The 25,345-nt window shown below is 36.9% G+C and carries 16 protein-coding genes and 1 other annotated feature; of the genes, 11 read left to right on the top strand and 5 right to left on the bottom strand.

What is annotated here, in order from left to right; genetic code table 11:
- Positions 1 to 80: 80 nt before the first annotated feature.
- Positions 81 to 4,616, top strand: a complete 4,536-nt coding sequence (locus AC3IS5_RS03140; protein ID WP_489426523.1) for an endonuclease — start codon at positions 81 to 83, stop codon at positions 4,614 to 4,616.
- 397 nt (positions 4,617 to 5,013) lie between these two features.
- On the opposite strand, the gene AC3IS5_RS03145 is transcribed toward AC3IS5_RS03140, so the two are convergent.
- On the bottom strand, positions 5,014 to 5,304 hold the full coding sequence (locus tag AC3IS5_RS03145; RefSeq protein ID WP_489427811.1) for a protoglobin domain-containing protein: 291 nt from the start codon (positions 5,302 to 5,304) through the stop codon (positions 5,014 to 5,016).
- A 259-nt stretch (positions 5,305 to 5,563) separates the two neighbouring features.
- Between AC3IS5_RS03145 and AC3IS5_RS03150 the strand changes: the two genes are divergently transcribed.
- Positions 5,564 to 7,078 (top strand): coproporphyrinogen III oxidase, encoded by a 1,515-nt coding sequence (locus tag AC3IS5_RS03150; RefSeq protein WP_489426524.1) that lies wholly within the window; start codon positions 5,564 to 5,566, stop codon positions 7,076 to 7,078.
- A 42-nt stretch (positions 7,079 to 7,120) separates the two neighbouring features.
- Here the strand turns inward: AC3IS5_RS03150 and AC3IS5_RS03155 are convergent, their stop codons facing one another.
- The gene (locus AC3IS5_RS03155) at positions 7,121 to 8,200 is read right to left on the bottom strand and encodes a CdaR family transcriptional regulator (protein ID WP_489426525.1); all 1,080 of its coding nucleotides are present in this window, start codon (positions 8,198 to 8,200) and stop codon (positions 7,121 to 7,123) included.
- Between the two features lie 126 nt (positions 8,201 to 8,326).
- Between AC3IS5_RS03155 and AC3IS5_RS03160 the strand changes: the two genes are divergently transcribed.
- From AC3IS5_RS03160 to AC3IS5_RS03175, 4 genes are all read left to right on the top strand, one after another.
- Positions 8,327 to 9,460 (top strand): glycerate kinase, encoded by a 1,134-nt coding sequence (locus AC3IS5_RS03160; RefSeq protein WP_489426526.1) that lies wholly within the window; start codon positions 8,327 to 8,329, stop codon positions 9,458 to 9,460.
- Positions 9,461 to 9,742: 282 nt separating this feature from the next.
- The gene (locus AC3IS5_RS03165; RefSeq protein ID WP_489426527.1) at positions 9,743 to 10,570 is read left to right on the top strand and encodes a DUF2785 domain-containing protein; all 828 of its coding nucleotides are present in this window, start codon (positions 9,743 to 9,745) and stop codon (positions 10,568 to 10,570) included.
- A 216-nt stretch (positions 10,571 to 10,786) separates the two neighbouring features.
- The gene (locus AC3IS5_RS03170; protein WP_489426528.1) at positions 10,787 to 11,395 is read left to right on the top strand and encodes a hypothetical protein; all 609 of its coding nucleotides are present in this window, start codon (positions 10,787 to 10,789) and stop codon (positions 11,393 to 11,395) included.
- Between the two features lie 167 nt (positions 11,396 to 11,562).
- Positions 11,563 to 12,351, top strand: a complete 789-nt coding sequence (locus AC3IS5_RS03175) for an HAD family hydrolase (protein ID WP_489426529.1) — start codon at positions 11,563 to 11,565, stop codon at positions 12,349 to 12,351.
- A 1,212-nt stretch (positions 12,352 to 13,563) separates the two neighbouring features.
- Here the strand turns inward: AC3IS5_RS03175 and serA are convergent.
- Positions 13,564 to 15,150, bottom strand: a complete 1,587-nt coding sequence (gene serA, locus AC3IS5_RS03180) for a phosphoglycerate dehydrogenase (protein ID WP_489426530.1) — start codon at positions 15,148 to 15,150, stop codon at positions 13,564 to 13,566.
- Positions 15,151 to 15,152: 2 nt separating this feature from the next.
- Positions 15,153 to 16,310: a pyridoxal-phosphate-dependent aminotransferase family protein gene (locus AC3IS5_RS03185; protein ID WP_489426531.1), complete on the bottom strand. Its 1,158-nt coding sequence runs from the start codon at positions 16,308 to 16,310 to the stop codon at positions 15,153 to 15,155.
- An 80-nt stretch (positions 16,311 to 16,390) separates the two neighbouring features.
- Positions 16,391 to 16,624, bottom strand: a binding site (T-box leader).
- Positions 16,625 to 17,324: 700 nt separating this feature from the next.
- On the opposite strand from AC3IS5_RS03185, the gene AC3IS5_RS03190 reads away from it, so the two are divergent.
- Both AC3IS5_RS03190 and AC3IS5_RS03195 read left to right on the top strand, forming a co-directional pair.
- Positions 17,325 to 19,016 carry an FAD-binding dehydrogenase gene (locus AC3IS5_RS03190; protein WP_489426532.1) on the top strand — a complete coding sequence of 564 codons (1,692 nt, stop codon included), beginning with the start codon at positions 17,325 to 17,327 and terminating at the stop codon, positions 19,014 to 19,016.
- A 35-nt stretch (positions 19,017 to 19,051) separates the two neighbouring features.
- The gene (locus AC3IS5_RS03195) at positions 19,052 to 19,834 is read left to right on the top strand and encodes an enoyl-CoA hydratase (protein WP_489426533.1); all 783 of its coding nucleotides are present in this window, start codon (positions 19,052 to 19,054) and stop codon (positions 19,832 to 19,834) included.
- 43 nt (positions 19,835 to 19,877) lie between these two features.
- Here the strand turns inward: AC3IS5_RS03195 and AC3IS5_RS03200 are convergent, their stop codons facing one another.
- Positions 19,878 to 20,063 carry a YhzD family protein gene (locus tag AC3IS5_RS03200; protein ID WP_427734855.1) on the bottom strand — a complete coding sequence of 62 codons (186 nt, stop codon included), beginning with the start codon at positions 20,061 to 20,063 and terminating at the stop codon, positions 19,878 to 19,880.
- A 179-nt stretch (positions 20,064 to 20,242) separates the two neighbouring features.
- On the opposite strand from AC3IS5_RS03200, the gene AC3IS5_RS03205 reads away from it, so the two are divergent.
- The 3 genes from AC3IS5_RS03205 to yhaM are packed head-to-tail and all read left to right on the top strand — an operon-like array spanning position 20,243 to position 25,321.
- Complete coding sequence (locus AC3IS5_RS03205; protein WP_489426534.1) at positions 20,243 to 21,463, top strand: metallophosphoesterase family protein; 1,221 nt, start codon at positions 20,243 to 20,245, stop codon at positions 21,461 to 21,463.
- A gap of 28 nt (positions 21,464 to 21,491) precedes the next feature.
- Positions 21,492 to 24,386, top strand: a complete 2,895-nt coding sequence (locus tag AC3IS5_RS03210) for an ATP-binding protein (protein ID WP_489426535.1) — start codon at positions 21,492 to 21,494, stop codon at positions 24,384 to 24,386.
- Complete coding sequence (gene yhaM, locus AC3IS5_RS03215; protein WP_489426536.1) at positions 24,383 to 25,321, top strand: 3'-5' exoribonuclease YhaM; 939 nt, start codon at positions 24,383 to 24,385, stop codon at positions 25,319 to 25,321. The genes AC3IS5_RS03210 and yhaM overlap by 4 nt, the downstream gene beginning before the upstream one ends.
- Positions 25,322 to 25,345: the final 24 nt, after the last annotated feature.

Genomic DNA, 25,345 nt, shown 5'->3' on the forward strand with positions numbered 1-25,345 from the left:
TGAATGAACGATTGGTTTCCCCATTTAATATCATATTAGCGCTACAAATAATCCTATAAGTATAGAAGGAGACTGACTCTATGAGTAAAGGGAACTGGAAAAAGGCGTTAAATGCTTTGTTATCGGTAAGTTTAGCGACAAGCTTAATATTGCCTACGCTGGCAACACCTGTGGAAGCTTCTGTTACTTCGACAGATTTAATTATTTCTGAATATATTGAGGGAAGTAGTTTTAACAAGGCAATTGAAATTTATAATGGAACTGGTGCTACTGTTAATTTAACAGATTATACGGTGGAGCTTCATACGAATGGGGCCGCAACAGCTAATCAAAAAGTCTCTTTAACAGGAACATTAGAAAATAATGATACGTATGTTTTATATCATAAAGATGCAAATACTGCTATTAAAAGTAAAGGGGATCTTGAAAACTCAAGTGTCATTAACTTCAATGGTGATGACCCTATTGTTCTAAAAAAATCTGGTATAGTCGTTGATTCGATTGGACAAGTTGGTCAATCAATTAAATTTGCTGAGAACGTGACCCTCGTACGGAAGAGCTCCGTGACGACGGGAGACAAGGTGATCAATGATACATTCGATAGTAAAACAGAGTGGGTAACTTATCCAGTTGATACGACTGAATATTTAGGTGCTCATACAATGAATGGCACGCTTGTTGAACCAGAAAACCCGGGGGACAATACAGTCATTTCAATTGCTGATGCACATGCTAAAGCAATAGGGGAAACTATAACAATTAAAGGTGTCGTTGCTGCAAATTTAAAGAATACAATTTCAGTTCAAGATGCGACAGGTGGTATTGCAGTTCGTCCAACAAGTTTAAGTGCTAAAGTTGGCGACGAAGTAACTTTAACAGGTACTTTAGTAGACTATCGTGGATTGCTTCAGTTAGACGGAGCAACTATTGTAGAAAAAAAGGAAAATGTAGGCGAACCTCAACCAAAAGTAATTACAGGTGCAGGTGTTAAGGAAGTAAACGAATCGCAGCTTGTAACAGTAAAGAACGTTACACTTACGACAGTACAAGATGGTGGTAGTTGGGCAAACTTTACTGGGAATAATGGAACAGAATTCATCGTCCGTGACGAAACAAATGCTCTAGGTTTAACAGTTAATACGAAATATGAGTCTATTACAGGGATTGTTCAACAATTTGATAATGACTATCAAATCATCCCTCGTTCAACAACAGATATCGTTGTTGATAGTACAACATTAGCACCTGCTGTCGCTACTCCAGGAAGTGGGACATACGTTAAAGATACAGCTGTCACTTTATCTACAACTAGTGCAAATGCAGAGATGTATTACACGCTAGATGGTACTGATCCAACTATGGCTAGTACTAAATATGAAAAGCCAATCCAAATTATTAAAACTACAACACTCAAGGCCATCGTTAAAACTCAAGATGGTAAATTAAGTGAAGTGTCGACTTTCAATTATACAATCGCAGATCGATTTGAAATTCATGATATTCAAGGAGATAAACATGTTACTCCATTTAATAATCAAACTGTGGAGGGGATTGAAGGTGTTGTAACTTATTCATTTAAACTAGGCACTGCAAATTACTATACGATTCAAACTCCAGATGACTTGACAGATAAAAACCCCAATACATCTGAAGCTATTTTACTTTATAGCGGAAACAAAGCTTGGCCGATTAGAGTGGGAGATTTAGTATCTGTCACTGGTAAAGTAAGTGAATACGCGTACGATGGCTATGATGATCGCCAACAAACAGATTTGAAAACGACTCAAGTCAATGTTCGTGATGATCAAGGAGGAAATGTAAAAGTCATTGAAAGTGGCGTTGAATTACCTACACCAATTATTATTGATGAGGAAAAAATGTCATTAAAGAAAATTGATAGTGATTATTTATCTGTTTTTAATCCAACAGTAGACGCTATTGATTTCTGGGAAAGCATTGAAGGTATGCGAGTTCAAGTAGGAAACGTGAAAGCAGTAGCACCACAAGATCACGGAGATTTAATAACAGTCCTAGAAAATGCAGCAACAAATTCACTGCATGGCGGTGTATTGTATGAAAAGGATAACCAAAATCCAAACCGCATCCAATTCCGCTTAGAGCCAAATGGACCTGCTCGCGATTTTGAAGTTGCTACGGGCGATAAATTTAATGGGCCAATTACAGGTGTGGTAGGTTATTCATTCCAAAACTTTAAAATCTATGCGTCTTTAGATGACATGAAGAAAGCTCATAAAAAGGGAGATGCAACACCAGAAAAAACAACAATTGTTAAAGCAAATGACAAATTAACAGTTGCTTCGTATAACTTGGAAAATTTCTCAAATAATAGTACATCAACTTCAAATGACAAAGCACAAAAATTAGCCAGAGCTATTGCAAAAGACATGCAAAGTCCTGATATTGTTGGTGTGACTGAAGTACAAGATAATAATGGTGAAAGTACAGGGGATAGCAAGGCAAACCAAAGTTATGAAAGATTGATTACTGCTATTAAAGCGGCAGGTGGTGTGGAATATAAATATGTAAACATTGACCCAGTAAACAATCAAGATGGTGGAGCACCAAATGCGAATATACGTGTCGGATTCTTATATAATCCAGATCGTGTGACATTATCTGAAGGTAAACCACATGGTGATGCAACGACTGCAGTGAGCTATGAAGATGGGAAACTTACGATGAATCCAGGACGAATTGATCCAACAAATGAGGCATTTAATAGTAGCCGTAAACCATTAGCAGCACAATTTAACTTCAAAGGTGAGAGTGTTGTAGTCATTGCAAACCATTGGAACTCTAAATCAGGTGATACACCATTATTTGGTTCTGTTCAACCACCTGTTTATAAAAGCGAAGCTCAACGTAAAAAAATTGCACAAATTGTGGCAGATTTTATAAAAGATATAAAGAAAGATAATCCAAAAGAAAATATTATTTCTCTTGGGGATTTCAATGATTATCAATTTACTGATGCTCTAAAAATTCACGAAGGTGATCATATGACCAATATGATAAATAAAGTAGAACAATCAGATCGCTACACATATCTTTACCAAGGGAATTCGCAAGTGCTAGACCATATTCTAGTTTCTAATAACTTAGCGAACAAAACAGCAATTGATATTCTTCACATTAATGCTGATTTTACAGATATGGCTGGCCGGGCAAGTGATCATGACCCTGTCTTAGTACAAGTTGATTTCGATGAAGATACAGAAGTTGAACCAATTAAGCCAGAAAAAACGTACGATTTGGTTAATTTTAAAACTAAGAAATTAACTATTACGAAACCAAGTGTTGCCATAAAATTAGATGGGGCATCTATCATCACTGAAGGTATCTTATTAAAAAGTAATTATGCAGAACTGTATGGTGAAGGATTTAAAAACACAAAAGTTACAATAGACCCTAAACAAGAAGGGGCTATCATCGATTTGAAAGGTACCGAAATGAAGGAAGTAATTATTGATGGGCAAAATGTAAGTGAAATAAGAGGTGCAGAAAATATTCGAAGCATTGAATTTATTAACGGTGCCAATGCAAAACAAATTAAATTTACGAATACGAAAGGGGAACCCCTTGAGGTTCCTTCTTTCCCTTCTGAAAATAAAGCACCAGTTGTAACGAGTGAAATTCCAAACAAAACTTTAAAGGCTGGGGAAACTGTTTCGTTGTTACTTACAAACCACTTCTCTGATCCTGATGGTGACAAACTAACATTCACTGCAACAAAAGGTACTGTCAACCAAGCGGCTGCTACGCTGACACTTTCACTCGAAGAAGGAAGCCATATTATCGGTGTTACGGCTACTGATGGTAAAAAGGAAGTGACGACTAGTTTCTCTGTAACTGTTACGGAATCCGACGTTCCAGCTGATGATTATTATAAAGATGCGGTAGGAAAAACGGGTCAGGCCTTAAAAAATGCATTACATGAAATTATAGATGATCATAAACAACTAACTTATGATGAAGCATGGGAAGCACTGCGTGAAACAGATGAAGATCCAAATAACTCAAATAATGTGATTTTGTTTTATTCTGGGGAATCACGATCTAAAACACGTAATGGTGGGAATGTAGGTGACTGGAACCGTGAACATACATGGGCAAAATCACATGGCAACTTCGGTACAAGTAAAGGTCCAGGTACAGATATCCACCATTTGCGACCAACCGATGTTCAAGTGAACAGTAGTCGAGGTAATTTAGATTTTGACAATGGCGGTAGTCCGGTTACAGGTTGTAAAGGTTGTTTTAAGACCGCGAATTCATTTGAGCCACCTAATAGAGTAAAAGGTGATGTTGCAAGAATTCTCCTATACATGGCAACGCGCTATGAAGAAGGTGATAAAGTAGATCTTGAATTGAACGAAAAATTGAATAATGGATCTGCTCCTTACCATGGCAAGCTTTCAGTTCTATTGCAATGGCATTTACAAGATCCAGTCGATGAGTTCGAGAAAAACCGAAATAATGTCATTCAAAAATTGCAAGGCAACCGTAATCCATTCATCGATCATCCAGAATGGGTAAATCTCATATGGGGTACGCAAAACAACAGCAAAATAAGCGCCGTCAACTTAGCATCTTAAGCACTATGGCTAGTCAAAAGAATAAATAATAAGCGAAGTATCCTGTGAATGAAATTTTAGATGTATTTCTTAAAGGGGAAAATATATATAAAACTAAAACCTTGTACTGACAATTGTCGGTGCAGGGTTTTAATTTTACATAGCGGTTAAATTTTTAGTAGCTTTATGGATGCGTTCAGAATTCTGCTGAATAGAATTTAAGTTTCCGTATATATTTCAGACCCTTGCAAATAATTTATTATTTCGAATTTTTAATGTATTTATAAGCCCAAAAATTTTCTCGAAGGGAGAATCTGTTGCTAAGACTTGAGTACAAGATTCAGTAACTAGATGCTGTAGTTCTTGTGAAGTCATTGAAATTGTATTTGTTTTGTTATTCGTTTCTGCTAAAATAAAATCAATTTCTTTTTTGATGTACAAAATTAATAATTTTGCCTATAGCATTAATAATTTTAAGTTGTTCCTCATGATTAAAATGAGTCTGTTGTACAAAAGCGATTTTATATTGTTTCTTCATAAATTCTTCATCAATGTGTCCATTGAACATTTCTGAAATATGTCCCTGCAAAGCAGTTCTTAAAGAGTTAATCGAACTGTTTTGATTCATAATTTTACCTAATGAATTTTCTTTTTCGAGATTTTCATAAAACTTTGCTACAATGGATTCAATGTTTTTAATAGAGTAGATTTCATAATACGTAAAGTAGCTAAGTCGTTTTTAGTTAGCTGGATCATATCCATCTGTATATAAATGGACCGGTTGAGAGAATTAGATATAACAATATTATTTAGTTCTTGAGCAACTAATATTTCTAAAGATGTATTTATAGGCTTTGACTTTCTTGAGAGAAAAGACAATTTACTCGCTCCTTTAACATTGTAGTAAGAATAGTGTAAAGTTTTCCTATTTTATATGAAAGTAAAAACGAAAGAAGTGAATAGATGATATGAAAGTCCTTGGAATAAATGGAGATTACCCTCAGGATTGGGTGAGAGTCTTCAATCATATTACAAATTTGTTTTTTGAGGATTCGAAAGTTTCGAAAACGGATAAAGACACTGATTTAAATGTTTATTTTGAATGGCATATAGATGCCGTTCATACAGTAACAACAACCGCTGAATTACATTCAGAAGGTGAAACGTATAAGAGTAAATTTGTTCAAGAGTACGCTGATGAAGCTAATGAAAAGGAACAAAATATTCGACTGAAGAGAGCGTTATCTCATGTGCTATTAGACACACTTGAAAAACTGACGGGTATTCACCAGAAATGGGGTATCTTAACGGGTATACGTCCTACAAAGCTGTATCATAAATTTAGAAAAAGTGGATTAACTGATTTAGAAATTCATACTAAGTTAAAAGAAGAATATAGACTATCAGATGAAAAAATTACTCTAATGAAAAAAATCGTAGATCGTCAGCTCACGACTATTCCAGATTTAGATACAATAGGTAATGAAGTGAGTATTTATATTGGGATTCCATTTTGTCCTACAAAATGTGCTTACTGTACATTCCCCGCGTATGCTATCCATCGTAAAAATGGGCGAGTAGAGTCGTTTTTAGATGGGCTTCATATTGAGATTCGTGAGATGGGTAAATGGTTAAAGAAACGTGATATGAAAATTACATCTATTTATTGGGGTGGAGGAACACCTACATCTATAGAGGCTGATGAGATGGATGCATTATATCAAACGATGTATGAATCATTTCCACATGCTGAATCGATTCGTGAAGTGACTGTGGAGGCTGGACGCCCAGATACAATTACGCCTGCAAAATTAGAAGTCTTAAAAAAATGGGGAATTGACCGTATTAGTGTTAATCCACAATCCTATACAGATGAAACATTAAAGGCGATTGGACGTCACCATTCAGTCCAGGAGACTATTGATAAGTTCTGGCTTTCTCGTGATATGGGAATGAATAATATTAATATGGATTTAATTATCGGCTTACCAAATGAAGGTCTCGAAGAATTTGAGCACTCATTAACTGAAACAGAAAAAATGCAACCGGAATCACTAACCGTGCATACATTATCATTTAAACGTGCTTCAGAAATGACGCATAACAAACAGAAATATAAAGTTGCAGACCGTGAAACAGCTGAGAAAATGATGCATCGTGCACATGAATGGACTGCAGATAATAACTACGAGCCGTATTACTTATATCGCCAAAAAAATATTTTAGGGAATCTTGAAAACGTTGGATATTCTAAAAAAGGCGAAGAAAGTATATATAACATCGTGATTATGGAAGAAGTTCAAACGATTATAGGACTTGGTTGTGGGGCGTCAAGTAAATTCGTTAATGCAGACACGGGCAAGATTACACAATTCCATAACCCTAAAGATCCAGCGGCTTATATTATGACATTTGAAGATGCTATTGATAAAAAGCTAGAAATTCTTGATGAACTTTATAAAGAAGAGACCGAATTAATATAAAAAATAGGTGAGCATCTCAATCCAAGAGATGTTCACCTATTTTTATTTATTTCTTAGCCAAAGGGCGATTTGAAGAATGATTGCCTCTTGGAATATGGCAGGATTATAACCGGTCAATTCATGTATTTGATTCAAGCGATATGTCAGTGTATGTCGGTGAACCCCTAGTTCTTCAGCGCAAATTGTGAGCTGTTGATTATTTGAAAAATAGACAACCAATGTATGTATAAGTTTATTATTTAAATCTTTTAATGTACGGTTCGTGAATAGCAAAGCTTCTTGAGAGTCGCCTTTTTTTAGTAAGGAGAAAACTTCAACTTCTTCAAAAAAGTTAATCGCTTTTGTCTTATCACCGTACTCAATGGCGTTTTTCGCCGTTTCATAAGAGTTAAATGCTTTTTCTAAAGTTTGAACTGGTTGTCCTATGCCAATTTTGACATTAAAATATTTTTTTACTTGAGTTAACAATAGCGTTAATTTGTCTACAATCGCTTTAGCATCCATACCAGATACTAAAATGAAATGCTCATTTACTTGATATTTGCCAAAGATGACAGATTCATGAATAAAAAAATCTTCCATATGTTCGACAAAAGATTGGTATGCCGTTAAATTTGGCTCGGCATTCAATGTAATCGCATAAAAGGGCGGCGCATGGAAGAAGCCAATTTTAGATAAACGTTCATTCATTACTTTTTTCAACGGCTGTTGAGTCATCAAATCTTCGAAAATCGTTTCACGCAATTTACGTTTCCAATCAGTTTGAGATGCTATAAGTGCTTGATGTACCATCATTTCAGTAGTTAGCAGAACGAGCGGGGCCCATTCTGCAATATCATCTGGGTTACCAGTAATACCAATTACACCTACAAGCTCATTTTGAAAGAAGATAGGTAAGTTAATACCAGGCTTTGCATTTTGGAAAAGATGATTATTTTCCTTCGTAATAATGAGCGTTTTTTCTGTTTCTGTAACAATTTTAGCCCCTCCATGTATACTTTCCACACGTAATCGATCTCCTGAAGCCAAAATTCTTCCATTTGTATGTACAACGTTAATATTGCGGTGCAAACGAAGCATAGTCTGTTCTACTATTTGGTTCGCTAACTGTTTAGATATCATAATTTTCCTCCGAAGTGTATAAAAACTAGTTGTTATATTACAGGGAATTTATACGTTAAGTATAATGTAAAATATTGAATTTATCACTATAATTAGTGTAAGTGTTTTACTTTAGGGGGAATTGTTGTGAAAATCATTGTTAGTCCTGATTCTTTTAAGGGTTCACTTACAGCTACCGAAGCCGCAAAGGCAATGGTAGATGCTATTCATGAAATAAATCCAAAAATTGAAACTGTACTATTACCTGTAGCAGATGGGGGGGAGGGAACATTAGAACCATTAGTGAAAGCTACAAATGGTCAAATTATTAGTGTAAAGGTACAAGATCCAATAGGTCGACTTATAAAAGCTGAATACGGCATTTTAGGGCATGGAGAGACTTGTGTCATTGAAATGGCAAAGGCGTCTGGTTTAACACTTTTAACGAATGACGAAAGAAATCCACTTATCGCTTCAACTTATGGAACTGGACAGTTAATCCGTCATGCATTAGATGCTGGGTTCCGTAAATTCATTATAGGTATTGGGGGAAGTGCTACGAACGATGGAGGTACTGGTATGCTCAATGCACTTGGTATGAGGTTTTTAAATATTGACGGAAAAGAATTAGAACTTGGTGCAGAAGCACTTAGTACGCTTCATCAAATTGACGATTCATTTTTCGATGAACGCATAAAAGTATCGGAGTTTATTATTGCATGTGACGTTGATAATCCATTTGTTGGGACGAATGGGGCGACTACTATTTTTGGTCCACAAAAAGGGGTAACACTAGAAATGGTGCAACGAATTGATGATAATTTAACGATATTAGCTAATAAAATAGAAGCTATGACAGGTGTTGCAGTGCATAATGAACCTGGTGCAGGCGCTGCGGGCGGATTAGGTGGAGCATTTTTAGCATTTTTTCCAGTAGAATTAAAACCAGGGATAGAAGTCGTTATGAAAGCAATTGATTTTCAAGGTCAAATTCTAGGAGCATCTTTGATTATAACTGGAGAGGGAAAATCAGATTTTCAAACACTTTCAGGGAAAGCACCCATCGGCGTTGCAAATGTTGCAAAAGAATTACAAATCCCAGTAGCCTTAATTTCTGGTTATGTAGACGATGATAGTCGTGCATCGCTATCTGAACATTTCTTGGCAATCGCAAGCGTAGCAAATGAGTCAATTACACAGCAAGAATCAATTCAAAATGCAGCGATACATTTAAGAAGGAGGACGTTTGAAACGGTACAACAAATCATAAAAGAAATATAAAGGGGTAATACAAATTATTTCTAGTGATATTCTTAGGCGTACTCTTTATCTTACTAGATGCTAGAAGTTGTAATTATAGTATGTTTGAATGCGCTAATGAAGTAATAATTAAAATAGTTCTTAAGTAAATGCCGATTTATTTCAATAGGCATAGCTTAAGTGCTTTTTTGTCTAATTAAAATTTTATGGTATATAAGTATTGGAATAATAAAGATTAATCATGAATAGCGTCGCCAGTGAATATGTTAACTAAAGAGAATTATCACTAAAGGTGGTGTAGCTATGAATGAGAAAGAGGTAAAGAGTCTACTATTAGAGTTGCAAAGTGGTCAAAGGAGTTTGGCAAATATAGCTGAACATCATTTTGTCTTTTCTATGATGGAGCATATTGGATCAAGTGATGCTGAACTTCGAGATGAATTGATTTATCAAGTATTTTGGAAACTTATTCACAACGGGCATCTATCAAATGAACTAATGATAGATATGCTAAATACGGCTCTGAGCGATATTTATTTATTTGATGAAATTGGTGAAAATGGTGTCGATAGCGTCTTCAAACGCTCCAATACAGCTTTATTAATTGCTTTACTATTAAATCAAGATTTACAGCATCCATTTTTATCAGAAGAAATGATTGGAAAAGTGAAGGACAAGTTAGTTACATATTTAGATTTGGAAGAAGATATAAGAGGTTATGTTACAAATAAGGGGTGGGCTCATAGTGTTGCAAATACTGCGTATGCAGTGGATGAACTAGTAAAGAACCCAAAATTAAAAGTAGCTGATTATGATGAAATCTTTCAATCATTAGTGAATAAAATTTTCACTTCGAAAGCAGTGTATCTTTCGGATGAGGATGAGAGAGTAATCATGCCTATACTTACGATGCTTGAAAATGGATTATCTATTGACATAGCAAAAGGACTTTTCGAGCGGATTCCGCCTTTTTTAGCCAAACAAAAAGAGAAAGCATCTACCAAGAAGTTTGTTATTCTACAAGCGAACTGCAAGATGTTTTTAAAAAGTTTCTATTATATAGCATCTACTGATAAAAAGTATGCTTTTATCGAAAGAAAGATTGAACGCTGTTTGACAGAAATTAATTGAGTAATTTTTCATGGAGTAGTTTGTATCGCATTTTAAGTAGAATAAAAAATGCAGAAATAGATTAAACAGGAAACTGCTTCCTGCATTAGCATTTTGCATATTTAAGATAAAATGCCCATAAGTAAGCGAATACTATCAAAATTAATATAATTAACCAAATGCCTACCTGTAATATGGTACAATATTGAGTAATATATGTTCGGAAGGTAGGGAGTTATGGAGTTCAAAGTTTTACTAGCAGGCGGAATAATCGCTAGTACATTAGTGATTTCAGGCTGCTCATCTGGTGAGATAGCAGAGAATAAACAGCAAGATAAAAGTGACGTTGCAGTAAGTCGAGACTTAATGAATATCGAAATAAAAGTCCCAGCTTCATTTTATGAAGGTGAAGATATAGATTCAATTATTGCAGATGCCAAGGATAAAAAGAAATATATAAAAGTTGAAAAGAACAGTGATGGTTCTGTGACCTACATTATGTCACGTGAGCAGCACGATACTCTGATAAAGGAAATGAAGGAGAGTACAGCTTCGAATGTAAAAGAAATTGAAGCTGATTCGGAAATACCTTCAGTTCTTAAGATTAGCTATAACAGTAATTTCTCCGAGTTTATACTAACAGTAGATAAAAAAGAGTTTGAAAATAGCTTCGATAGTTTCGCGGTATTCTCTTTAGGTATTGCAGGTATGTTCTATCAAGTCTTTGACGGAACAGCCGAGGAAGATTTAAAGGTTACCGTCAAAATGAAAGATGTCAAAAATGGTAAAGTATTCAATGAAATAATTTATCCAGATGCATTGGATGATATTGGTGAAGAAAATTGAAACCCTTTATAGTAGGTCATTAGCAAAGAATTTCAAGCTAATGATCTTTTTGTATTATTGGAATGGAATGTGGACTGATTTTGAAGAATTCTTATTATATGTAGCTTGAAATATGCTAGGATAGTGATAATACATAAACTTTTATTGTGATGAGGGAGACGATTATTTTGACGATTCGAACGGTAATATTTGACTTAGATGATACTTTACTTTGGGATAAGAAAAGTATTGCGACTGCATTTGAACTTACTTGTAAAAAGGCAGCAGAGCAGGTGACAGTAAACCCTTTTGAGCTTGAAGAAACAGTCAGAGAAGCAGCACGCAATTTCTATGCATCGTACCCTACATATGAATATACACAAATGATTGGCATTAACCCATTTGAAGGTCTTTGGGGGACATTTGATGATCCAACAGATGAATTTCAACAATTAAAAAGAGTAGTTCCAACTTATCGTAAAGATTCTTGGACAGTAGGTTTGGCTAAATTAGGAATAGATAACGAGGAACTTGGTGCAGAACTAGGGGATTATTTTATCGAGGCGCGTAAGCAAAGTCCTTTTGTTTATGAAGAAACATTTGAAGTACTGGATACATTAAAAGGGAACTTTAAGTTAATTTTATTAACAAACGGTTCACCAAGTTTACAGCACACAAAATTGGAGATTACACCTGAAATCGCTCCTTACTTTGATCATATCGTTATTTCTGGTGATTTTGGTCGTGGCAAACCGGATGCTTCTATTTTCGAACATGTTTTAAAAATTTCTGACATTCAAGCGGAAGAAGCTATTATGGTTGGCGATAATTTGATGACCGACATTTTAGGGTCATCGCGTGTTAACATGCGTTCAGCTTGGATTAATCGTGAAGAAAAAGCACCAATCAAAGATGTTACACCAACCTATGAGATTAAATCATTACGTGAATTAATACCGCTACTTAAAACAATCTAATACTTTGAAAAGCTGTCTATATGTTATATTAGGTTTTTTGAAGCTTCTTTTAAATAAACGAGTTAAAACACCCCTATCCTTTAAAGGATAGGGGTGTTTTTTGAGATACATGTGAAGTGATTGCCTGTCAGGCCAATAGGATGTTGGTCAGGTAACCGTTGCCACAGGACGTGGCGAATTTAGGCTATCTTCCACTGGACGAGCGCCTTGGGCATTAAGAAAGATATCCAGCTTCAGGCGCTAGACTCTCGGGTCGTTTCGGTCTCTCGGCACAAGACAAAAAGCGTCTTGTGTTCGAGCCCTCCAACGCCTGTCGAGTCTGGACGAGCGCCATCAGCATTAAGAAAGATATCCAGCTTCAGGCGCTAGCGGCTCGGGTCGTTTCAGCCGGGCGCTCAAAGTCAAAGAGCGACTTTGGCTTCCGTCTTCCAACGACCTCGCAGCTGGACGAGCGCCATCAGCATTAAGAAAGATATCCAGCTTCAGGCGCTAGACTCTCGGGTCGTTTCGGTCTCTCGGCACAAGACAAAAAGCGTCTTGTGTTCGAGCCCTCCAACGCCTGTCGAGTCTGGACGAGCGCCATCAGCATTAAGAAAGATATCCAGCTTCAGGCGCTAGACTCTCGGGACGTTTCGGTCTCTCGGCACAAGACAAAAAGCGTCTTGTGTTCGAGCCCTCCAACGCCTGTCGAGTCTGGACGAGCGCCATCAGCATTAAGAAAGATATCCAGCTTCAGGCGCTAGACTCTCGGGACGTTTCGGTCTCTCGGCACAAGACAAAAAGCGTCTTGTGTTCGAGCCCTCCAACGCCTGTCGAGTCTGGACGAGCGCCATCAGCATTAAGAAAGATATCCAGCTTCAGGCGCTAGCGGCTCGGGTCGTTTCAGCCGGGCGCTCAAAGTCAAAGAGCGACTTTGGCTTCCGTCTTCCAACGACCTCGCAGCTGGACGAGCGCCATCAGCATTAAGAAAGATATCCAGCTTCAGGCGCTAGACTCTCGGGTCGTTTCGGTCTCTCGGCACAAGACAAAAAGCGTCTTGTGTTCGAGCCCTCCAACGCCTGTCGAGTCTGGACGAGCGCCATCAGCATTAAGAATATCCAGCTTCAGGCGCTAGCGGCTCGGGTCGTTTCAGTCGGGCGCACAAAGTCAAAGAGCGACTTTGGCTTCCGTCTTCCAACGACCTCGCAGCTGGACGAGCGCCATCAGCATTTATTATAAATTAATAGTTTTCGCATCAAAGATGTTGTCTTGTGCTTTTAGGAAGTCGACGTTTTCGATGTGGTTATCAACTGATAACATCATGATGGCATCTCCGCCTTGGTTTGAACGACCAACTTGCATTGTTGCGATGTTGATATCTTTCTCTGCTAATAGTGTTCCGACACGGCCGATTGCACCTGGTTTATCAGTATGTTTGATAAATAGTAAGTGGCCTTCTGGTACAACATCAATTACATAGTCATCTACCTTAACGATACGAGCACCAAGACCGTTTAATAGAGTTCCTGTTACTTTATGTGTTTCAGTAGCAGTAACTAATTCAACAGTGATTGAGTTTAAGAAACCTTTTGCTGTAGTAGTTTTATGTTCGTTAATTTTAATTGTGTTACGTTCAGCTAAGTAACGTGCATTTACGTTGTTTACGTGGTTACCTAAATTACGTTTTAATAATCCTTTAACAGTGTTGTTTGTTAGTGGACGAACATCGAAGTTAGCTAACTCACCAGCGAAGTATAGATTGATTTCTTCAACTGCCGCATCTGATAGGCGAGACACGAAAGCACCTAATTTTTCACCAAGATCGAAGAAGGGTTCGATTTTCGCGATTATGTCTTTAGGGATAGATGGCATGTTTACTGGATTTCGAACAGTACCAATGTTGAAGTAGCTTAGGATATCATGACTTACATCAACAGCAACTGATTCTTGTGCTTCAATAGTAGAGGCACCTAAGTGTGGTGTTGCAATGACTTGAGGTAATTCTAAAAGGCGGTTTCCTACAAATGGTTCTTCCTCCATTACGTCAAGAGCAGCACCAACTACTTTACCTTCAACGATTGCATCATAGAGTGCTTCTTCATCAATGATTCCACCACGAGCACAGTTGATGATACGAACGCCGTCTTTCATCAATGCAAAGATTTCTTTGTTAATCATATGCTTTGTTTCTTTTAATAGAGGTGTATGCACTGTGATAAAGTCAGCTACTTTAACTACATCTTCAACTGAACCGAAGTCTACGCCAAGTTTTTCAGCTTTTTCAGCAGTTAAGAACGGATCGTAAGCAATAACGTCCATGCGATTACCTTTTGCACGGTGTGCCACTTCTTGCCCGATACGACCAAAACCGATAACACCTAATGTTTTATTTTTTAATTCAACACCTACGAATTTTTTACGATCCCAGCGACCTTCTTGTAATGACATATGTGCATGTGGAATATGACGAGCAAGAGCCATAATCATTGCAGTTGTATGTTCAGCCGCAGAGTTAGTATTACCATCTGGTGCATTTACTACGATAATCCCTTTTTCTGTAGCAGCATCAAGGTCGATGTTATCTACGCCAACACCAGCACGGCCGATTAATTTTAAATTATCAGCAGCTTCTATGATGTCACGAGTAACTTTTGTTTGGCTACGGACTAATAATACATCGAAGTCTTTAATTTTAGCTTTTAATTCATCTGGAGTTAAGCCAGTATCAATAACGATATTTAAATCTAATTTTTTTTCTTGGCGAAGAGGGTAAATACCGTCTTCGCTTAATGGATCACTGATTAAAATGTTAATAGCCATAATTAGTTGTTCGCTCCTTCAAGATAAACTTTTTGTGCTGCTGCTATACCTTTTCCAAGCTCAATATCTTTACCAATTTTAACAAGCGCAATTTCGATTGCTGCCAATGTTTGTAGCACATCTGTTGGTGCGCAGTAGCCCATATGACCAACACGGAAGATTTGTCCTTTTAAGTGTTGTTGACCACCTGCTACAGATAGATTGAAATCAGTTTTTAGTACTTTACGGAATGCTTCAGCATCAAAATCAACTGGTTTAACAGCGGTTACTGTTGGAGAAGCATCAGCATCTGTTGTAAATAATGGAATATCTAGTGCTTTAAATGCTGCACGTGTCATATCACGCATTAATGCATGACGTTTATATACTTCTTCAAATCCTTCAGCTTCAAGATTTTTAAGTACTTGTTCAAGTCCAAATAGTAAAGATAAAGCTGGTGTGAATGGTGTTGTATCTTTTTCTATGTTATCGCGGTATTTTGTTAAATCTAAGTAGAAGCCTTTTTTAGGGTTAGCTTCGATGACTTTCCAAGCACGATCACTCACACCGATAAAGTTTAAGCCTGCAGGAAGCATAAAGGCTTTTTGTGAACCGGTTACTAGAACATCGATACCCCATTCGTCCATTTTTGTTTCAATGCCGCCCATGCAAGATACACCATCAACAATTACAAGTGCTTCAGATACTTCATGGACTGCTTTTGCTAACTCGCCAACTGGGTTGATAACACCTGTTGATGTTTCACAATAAGTAGAGAATACAGCAGTAATATCTTGGTGTTCTTTTAAGTAATCTTTTACCGCTGTTGGATTTAACGATGTACCCCATTCAACTGCAAATTCTTCAACGTCAATTTGATATGCTTGGCAAATTTTTGTGAAACGTTGACCGAATACACCAGTTGCTACAACTAACACCTTATCGCCAGGTTTTACAACATTAACGATTGCAGCTTCTAAACCAGATGTACCGCTACCTGTAATCATAAGAACATCTTGTTTTGTACCGAATACTTTTTTCAAACCCGGTTTAATGTTTTGGATCATTTTAGTTGTTTCTGAACCTCGGTGACCAATCATAGGTTGTACCATAGCGCGCTCTACGCTTGGTGGAATTGGAGTTGGACCTGGAATTCTTAATAATTGATAATCTTGTAACATGTTAAATCTCCTCTCTTATTTGAAAAACAATTAAAGTATTTGAAAATATAAAAAGCCTTCCGTCCCTTACATAAGATTATGTAAGGGGCGAAAGGCTAAATTAACAGACGCGGTACCACCCTTGGGTTACTGTCCACTCAAAAAGGACAGTCTTTGCTATATGCGTAACGTGCATGATTCGTATAGGCATACTTTGGAATGTTCAACCTATCTATTCGGGAGTGGAACTTGCCGCTGAAACCGCTAATTTTCACCAACCATTAGCTCTCTAAAGATTTCAAAATCGGGAAGCATGTCTCCGTCATCATATTTTTTCTGTGTTTTAAATTTAAATCAATATTAATGCTATATTCGGGTAATGTCAACATTGTTTTCGAAAATTAATATAAATTAGGTTTAAATGAGGTGTGAATCAACTTAAAACCGAATAAAATATGAAAGTTTTATAAATATAGTTCGTGTTATTGGAGAGGACAGTTAGAAGGGGGATTTTGTGTTTTTGAAACTGGTTATAATGAGAATTGCATTTTAATATGCCGAAGACATTTTTTTATAAGTCTATATAGAATGCTTATTCTAGAAGATTTATGATATTAGTTTAATAAAGTGAAGCGTTTGCATGAAAAGGCAAGTCTTTTCAAATTATTGTTCGAAAATAGTGAACTTTAGTTTGAAATTTTATTGTTAAAACAGTCAATCGTTCGGAATATAGGTAATTCAGATTTACTTAGTGAAAATTAAAGATGTATCCCAATATGAATTATTACTAAGAATAAAGACTTATTTTCTTGAGTAGCTACTTACAACTAATATAAAAGAAGTCATTCTGAATAAAAAACTGTTCAAAATGGCTTCTTTTTTTATTTGGAAATTTAAGTATTCATTACACATGTTTTTTAAAAAATTCTAATTTTTAAGATACATTTATTGTGAATAGAGGTGTTTAAACATAAGGTGAAGAAATATAATGGAACGAAATATTATTCACTTTATCAGTAGGGGAGGGTGAGAGTTATGGATTATGATGTAATAGTCATTGGAGCAGGACTGGCTGGGCTCGTAGCTACAGCAGGATTATCAGATCAGGGAAAGAAAGTATTATTACTGGATCAAGAGCCAGAAGCTTCTCTTGGCGGACAAGCTTGGTGGTCTTTTGGTGGATTATTTCTTGTTGATTCACCAGAACAAAGGCGTCTTGGTGTAAAGGATTCAAAAGATTTAGCCTGGAGAGATTGGCTAGGCTTTGCAAAGTTTGACAGAGAGATAGACGAAGATTACTGGGCTATAAAATGGGCAAAAGCGTATGTTGATTTTGCATCAGGGGAGAAACGCGAATGGTTGCATAGTTTAGGTATTAGATTCTTTCCTGTTGTAGGATGGGCAGAACGTCAAGGTAACTCAGTTCCTCGCTTTCATATAACATGGGGAACTGGCCCCGGATTAGTGAAGCCATTTGAAGTGAAATTAAGGGCCGCTATTAAAACGGGGCTCGTAGACTATAAACCACGTCATCAAGTAGATGAATTGATAACTTCTATAAATGCTGTAACGGGGGTAAGGGGAAAGATTTTAGTGCCTAGTAATGCTAAACGTGGAGAAGAAAGTGAACGCGATTCAATAGGCGATTTTGAATATAAAGCGAGGGCAATTATTGTCACGAGTGGTGGAATTGGGGCTAATATCGAGTTGGTCCGCAAAAATTGGCCACAAAGTTTAGGAAGGGCTCCAGAACGAATGATTTCTGGAGTACCTGCACATGTAGATGGGCGAATGCTAAACATTACTGAACGTGTGAGAGGTCGTATCGTCAACAAAGATAGAATGTGGCATTATACAGAAGGGATTCAAAATTGGAATCCCGTTTGGCAAAATCATGGTATTCGCATCTTACCTGGACCGTCTTCACTTTGGTTAGATGCTGAAGGAAATCGTTTTAAAGCTCCTAATTTTCCTGGTTTTGATACCCTGGGTACGTTGGAGGCTATTCAAAAAACTGGCTATGATTATTCTTGGTTTATATTGACGGAGAAGATTATTGAAAAGGAATTTGCATTGTCAGGTTCAGAACAAAATCCAGATTTAACTGAGAAAAGTGTTAGGAAAGTGTTGCAACGTATTTTACCTGGGCCGACAAAACCTGTTAAAGCATTCATGGAAAATGGAGCAGATTTTGTGGTGGCTAATAATTTAAGAGAATTAGTGAATGGTATGAACAAAATTGCAGGAAATGAATTAATTCATATCGAACATATTGAAGAACAAATGAAAGAACGAGATGACGAGATAAATAAGAAATTTACGATGGATTTACAAGCAAAAGCAATTCACAGAGCTAGAAATTATATAGGGGATAAAGTCGTTCGTGTGGCTAAACCACATAAACTATTAGATGCCAGTAAGGGACCGTTGATAGCGGTTCGACTAAATATTCTAACACGTAAAACATTAGGCGGTTTACAGACAGATTTAGATGGCCGAGTGTTAGATGAATCGATGAAGCCGATTGAAGGGTTGTATGCCGCTGGGGAAGTTGCTGGATTCGGTGGCGGAGGCGTTCATGGCTATAGAGCATTAGAAGGAACTTTTTTAGGAGGTTGTTTATTTAGCGGTAGACAGGCAGGGCGTGGAGTTTTGAAAGATATAAAAGATAATAATCTTTCGAAAAATAAAGGTGTTCTGGAGAGAATAGAGAATATTAATATATGAATAATTGTTCATTTTTAAACAAAGGGGTGTTTTTAATGACATTTGAAACATTAAAACTAGAGAAGAATGGTAGATTGGCTACGTTGACTTTGAACAGGCCAGCTGCGATGAATTCTATGAATGAAGTGATGATGAGAGAATTAGCTGATTGCTTTGAAGCGTTAAATGATGATGGGGAGATACAGGTACTCATTATTAAAGGGGAAGGGAAAGTATTTTCAGCTGGTGGAGATATTAAAGCGATGCTGAATGAGGACAGCCCGATGGATATTGACGAAGTAATGGTTGATATTACACGCTTTGTTAAGGCCATGTATATGTTGCCAATGATAACAATTGCAGCAGTTCACGGGGCATCAGCAGGTTTAGGCTTTAGTTTAACGTTAGCTAGTGACATTATCATTGCTGAAGAAACTAGTAAACTAGCGATGAATTTCATTGGAATCGGTCTTATACCAGATGGTGCAGGTCATTTCTTCATGAAGGAGCGTTTAGGCACACCGCTTGCAAAACAGATGATTTGGTCTGGTGACGTATTGCCGGGTCCTGAAGCAAAAAAACTAGGCTTGGTAGATGAAGTAGTGCCTGAAGGGAAAGCTTCTGAACAGGCAGATTTATTAGCTCAAAAATTGTTACAATCACCAGTTGCTGCAATGATCGCTTCAAAGGAAATCTTGCATACACAAAAGTGTGCAGAGCTATCGAATGTTCTCAAAATGGAAGCAGTTGCGCAATCAAAAATGCGTAAAACTGTGGATCATTTAGAAGGTATTCAAGCATTCGTACAGAAACGTATACCGGTTTTCAACGGACAGTAAAAAAATGCCTTTCACAATGTAACTTTTGTGAAAGGTATTTTCATTATGAATGGAACAATATTAATTTGCCAGCAGAGTTTACTAAGCGATGTGTTTGATCCGCCAAACCTTTTTCTTCAACTTGTTGTTGCCCTTGAGTTTTGGCAGTTACATCATCAGCAAACTCCCAAGCTTCGTCAAAAAGTGTTTTACCTGATTTTTCGAACGCTGTAAATCGATACGTTTTCATATTCATCACCCTTTTTTATGAATGTTTATTCATTATACTAGAAAAGTCAGAAAAAACATACAAATCAGTAATGGGATTTTAATAGTAGTCTATCAGCTATACTAGAGCTTTTGCTATAAATTACCGGAATTTTGTGATAAAATAAGAACAAATATTCGTATCTGTTAAAGGAGGAAATCATGTCTACTATTCGATTTTTTCATACTGCTGATTTACATCTAGATAGCCCATTTAAAGGAATGTCGGCACTCCCAAAGGAGCGTTTACAGGAACTTCGTAATAGCACATTTGCAGCATTTGATCGATTCATCCAATATGCTGTAAAAGAACGGCCAGATTTTATTGTCATTGTTGGCGATATATATGATGGAGAAGATCGTAGTTTACGTGCACAAGCTCATTTCCAAAAAGGTATGGAACAACTTTGGGACAAGAATATACCAGTCATTTTGAGTTATGGAAATCACGATCATCTGAATGGGAAGTGGACACGCTTCGAATTGCCTCCAAATGTCCATGTACTACCAAAGCAAACAAAGCAAGTGACCTTGCAAATTCGCGAAACTACGGTTCATATATATGGCTTTAGTTATCCTGATCGGCATGTGACGGAGCCTATGATAAATACATATCCAGTTGCTACAAATAAGGAGGCATTTCATATTGGTATGCTCCATGGAAGCTTAATGGGAAATACAACACATGATGTCTATGCACCGTTTACAAAAGAAGCTTTACTTTCGAAACAATATGATTATTGGGCACTAGGGCATATTCACTTACGTCAAATAATAAATGAATATCCACCGATTGTTTATTCAGGTAATATTCAAAGCCGGCATCGTAAAGAGCAGGGGATAAAAGGGTTTTATGATGTAGAGATGGACCAGCATCGCACAAACCTGGATTTTATACCGACATCAGTGATTGTTTACGATGAATTTGAAGTTAATTGTGATGGCCTTATTCATGCCAATGAAATTTTACAAGCATGTGAAAAGTCGTTGCAACAATTTCGTGATATTAATGGTGCAGGTGTCGTAGAACTAAAGCTTGTGCAACTAGAACCTAGCGCTAAGATGTTATTTGAAGAAAGTACTATAGAAGAATGGCTTGAATTGATACGAGAGAGAGAAGAGATGAAGTCTCCTGCTATCTGGGTACAGTCTGTTCACGTCAATTGGCAAGACTTCATAGAATATGATCCCACTGTAGCAACAGAAGCAGTACTTCATGTTATTGATAGTTGGGACGACAGGCAATGGAAGGAAAAGCTGAAAGATCTCTATCAGCATCCTAGAGGAGGCCGCTATTTAGAACCTCTATCTGAATTAGATTTAGAGCAAATCTCAGCACAAACAAAAGACTTATTTAAAAACTTAGTATCAAAGAAACTTTAACTTTGAAGTTAAGAAGGGAGTGAACAATATGTATATCCGCAAATTGGTTATTTTTGGATTCGGTCAACATGAGAATGTAACGATTAATTTGAAACAAGGTATCAATGTATTCTATGGACTTAATGAAGCGGGAAAAACGACGATTCAGCAATTTATACTTCATATATTATTTGGTTTTCCTCAAAAGAATGCGCAACAGCTCCGCTACGAACCGAAAGCAGGCGGTAAATATGGAGGCCAAGTGCATTTGATAGACGATGAATTCGGAAATTGTATTATTGAGCGAGTGAAGGGGAAAGCGATAGGGGATGTTACGGTCTATTTTGAAGATGGTACAAGAGGGTACGAAGAGGCGTTAGCGAAAATAGTGCATGGCTATAATCGTGAAGGCTTTGAGGCCATTTTTTCGTTTTCTGTTCACCAATTGCAACAGCTAGAGCATATGTCTGAGGACGAACTAAGTAAAGTATTATTAGCTTCTGGTACAACAGGCATTGATCAGTTAACTAAACTTGAAAAGGATCTTGATAAGAAAATTGGAGAACTCTTTAAGAAATCTGGTAAAAATCCAACGATAAATAAGCAGATTGAAGAACTTCGTGAAAGTGATCAGATTTTAAAAGAAGAGCGTAAAAAACTTGAAGAATATGAACCTACTATTTTAAGGTTACAGCAAATTACAGCAGAATTAGATGATATTAAATCAACTGAATCTATGCAATTGCAGGAACAGCAGAAGTTACATATATTCCGTCAACTCTATCCGCTATTACAAAAGAAGGAACAGATAGAACAAGAGCTCCGATCAATTCTACAAAGAGGATTCCCGACAAATGGAGTGCATCGTTATGAGCTGTACAAAGATAAAAAACTCGAAGTACAAGCTATATTAAACCAAGTTCAGCAAGAAAAAGAAGTAATCCAAAAGCAGCTCCAAGCAGATTTTAATGATGAACGGTACCAACTATTAAAGAATCTTAATGACCAAGATAGTGAATGGCGCGAGTGGAACTCTAAGGTGAAAAGTGTAGAAAATGATATTGAAATACTACAACAAGAGAAAATTGCCCAATATCGTTTGTTGGGCATTACTGATGATGAACAGCAACAAGCTTTAGAGCAAACGGAAGTTTCTCTAGAACAGGAAGAATATTTTCGTCAATTAGTAAAGCAATTGGAAGAAAATGAAGAGCAATATCGATTTGGTCAACGTACTGTAGGCCAGCTTCAACAGGAGTTAGCAACAGTTGAACAAAAATTAGATAATCTTTTTGAACAGCAACCGTCTGACTATGAGATAGAACGAGCAGCCAATTGGTCAGCAAAAATACAAAGAGTAGCTGAAGCGAGGGCGACCTTAAATCAAGATGTAAAAGGATTTAGAAGTACGAAATCAGTAAAATTCTTAAGTGTAGCGATTGCGATAATAGCTATTTTAATTGGCATTAGTCAATCTAATTGGCTTGTAATCGCAATAGGTATCATTATAGCTGCTGCACTATGGTTTATTTTGGACAATGGATCAAATGATAATGATTCTGTAAATACAGAAGCTCTTCAACGTGAAATTCGCGAATTTGAATCACAGCAAACTGACATGGAACAGCTACTGACAAAAATTCGCCAATTTGAAGATCGTATTACTCTGTTACAAGAACAGTATGATGATAAAAAAGTACAAATGAAAGAGGCCCAACAAAACGTATCTAAATTTAATATGTATATCGAACAAAGTGAAGAGCAACTTCAACTTTTTTTAAAACGTTTTCAAATAAGCGGCTCATTACAGCCTGAACTTCTAACAGAGCTTTTTAGGCAAGTACGTGAGCTCCAGCAAAAAAGCACAAGTATAATGATGAAAGAACATCAAATAGAGCGACTTTCTGCACTAGTAAATGAGCGTATAAAGGATGCCACAGCAGCTTGCGAAATAATTTGTACGAGAGAAAATTTATCCGCTACTGTTCAATCTGCCTTTTTCAAAATGACTGAGCAACAGCAGCTTGTTGTAACGGCTAAAGAAAAACTACAACAATTAGAAAATATTATTGATGAGAAGACGAATTTGCATAAATCATATACAACTGAAATCTTAAATTTATTTGAAGAAGCTGATGTTGAAACAGCCGAGGATTTCTATAAGGCTAACGAGCAATTTCAGCTTTATAAAGATAATTCCCTAGCATTAAAACAAGTAGAGGAACAATTGTCAATGTTCGATCAGTCAGCTGTCAATGTTCAATTAAATGATATAGAATCTCAAAGTCTACTTGAGCACATATCAGCTACGCTGCTATCTTTACAAGAGAAAAAAGATAAGTTACTCAGCGAACATGCGGAGCTACAAGCGAAAACAATAGGTCTATTATCAGATCAGAAATATGGTATTCAGATTCAAAAGTTTGAAGAGCAAAAAGCCGCTTTAGCAGAGCAAGCACGTGAATGGGCTATTAATCAAGCAATTGCAACAGCAATCCAGGAAACTATGCGTAACTTAAAAGAAAAAAGACTTCCAGCCGTTTTGCAAGGCGCAGAACGATATTTTAAACAGTTAACAGGTGGCCGCTATGAGACATTAGAGATAAACTCGGAAAGTGTTTTCGAAGCAGTTGCTGAAGATGGTATGCGCTATACAATAGCTGAATTGAGCCAAGCGACGAAGGAGCAAGCCTATATAGCATTACGATTTGCATTGGCGGATTCATTACAACAATCTGCACCATTTCCGATTATTATGGATGACCCTTTTGTCCATTTTGATCGTTTGCGCATTGGGAACATGGTACAATTAGTTAATAGTATTCAAACGAAACACCAGATACTCTATTTTACATGTCATGAAAATATGATAGATCAATGGTCAAAATCATTCGTCATTCATGTTTCAAATTTAAAAGGTGAAAGGAGATTGACTTCCATATGAATGGTATAGCATTACTTCAAGTCGGAGAGCCAGTCGATCATTATTTATTAATTAAGCAAGCTACAAAAGGCGTTACAACAATGGGGAAGCCATTTATGACGTTAATTTTACAAGACAAGAGCGGCAGTATTGAAGCGAAATTGTGGGATACAGGCGAAGAGCATGAAAAACTATATCAATCTGAGGGCATTGTACGTGTCGGTGGTGAGATACATGATTACCGTGGTAAAGCTCAACTACGTATAAAAGCAATCCGTCCAGTAGCGAATGATGAGGGAGTTTCAGTAGTGGATTTAGTTCCATCTGCAGAAACACCAAAAGAGGAATTATTTGAGCAATTGATGCAGTTCTTCTTCGAAATTAAAAATCCACAAATTTCACGCATTACTAGACATATATTAAAAGAAAACCAAGATGAAGTTATGACGTTTCCAGCAGCGACAAAAAATCACCATGATTATGCATCTGGTTTACTAGATCACGTTGTATCGATGCTGAATTTAGGTCGAGCAATTGCTGATTTATATCCGACTTTAAATAAGGACTTATTATATGCAGGTATTATTTTACATGATATCGGTAAGGTAGTTGAGTTATCTGGACCAGTTGCAACATCATACACTGTCACAGGTAATATGCTAGGGCATATTTCGATTATGGTAACAGAAATTGCGAAAGCCGCAGATACACTTCAAATCGAAGGTGAAGAAGTCATGTTATTGCAACATATGGTGTTATCTCATCACGGTAAAGAAGAGTGGGGAAGTCCTAAAAAGCCAATGTTGCAAGAAGCGGAGATGCTTCACTACATTGATAATATCGATGCTAAAATGAATATGCTAAAACGTGCTCTAGGTAAAACGGCTCCAGGAGAATTTACAGAAAGACTATTCCCATTGGATAATCGTTCATTCTATAAACCAACAATAGACTAATAAAATAAAAAAGGACCTTTCAGC

The sequence above is a fragment of the Viridibacillus sp. KH_047 genome, from assembly GCF_057838945.1.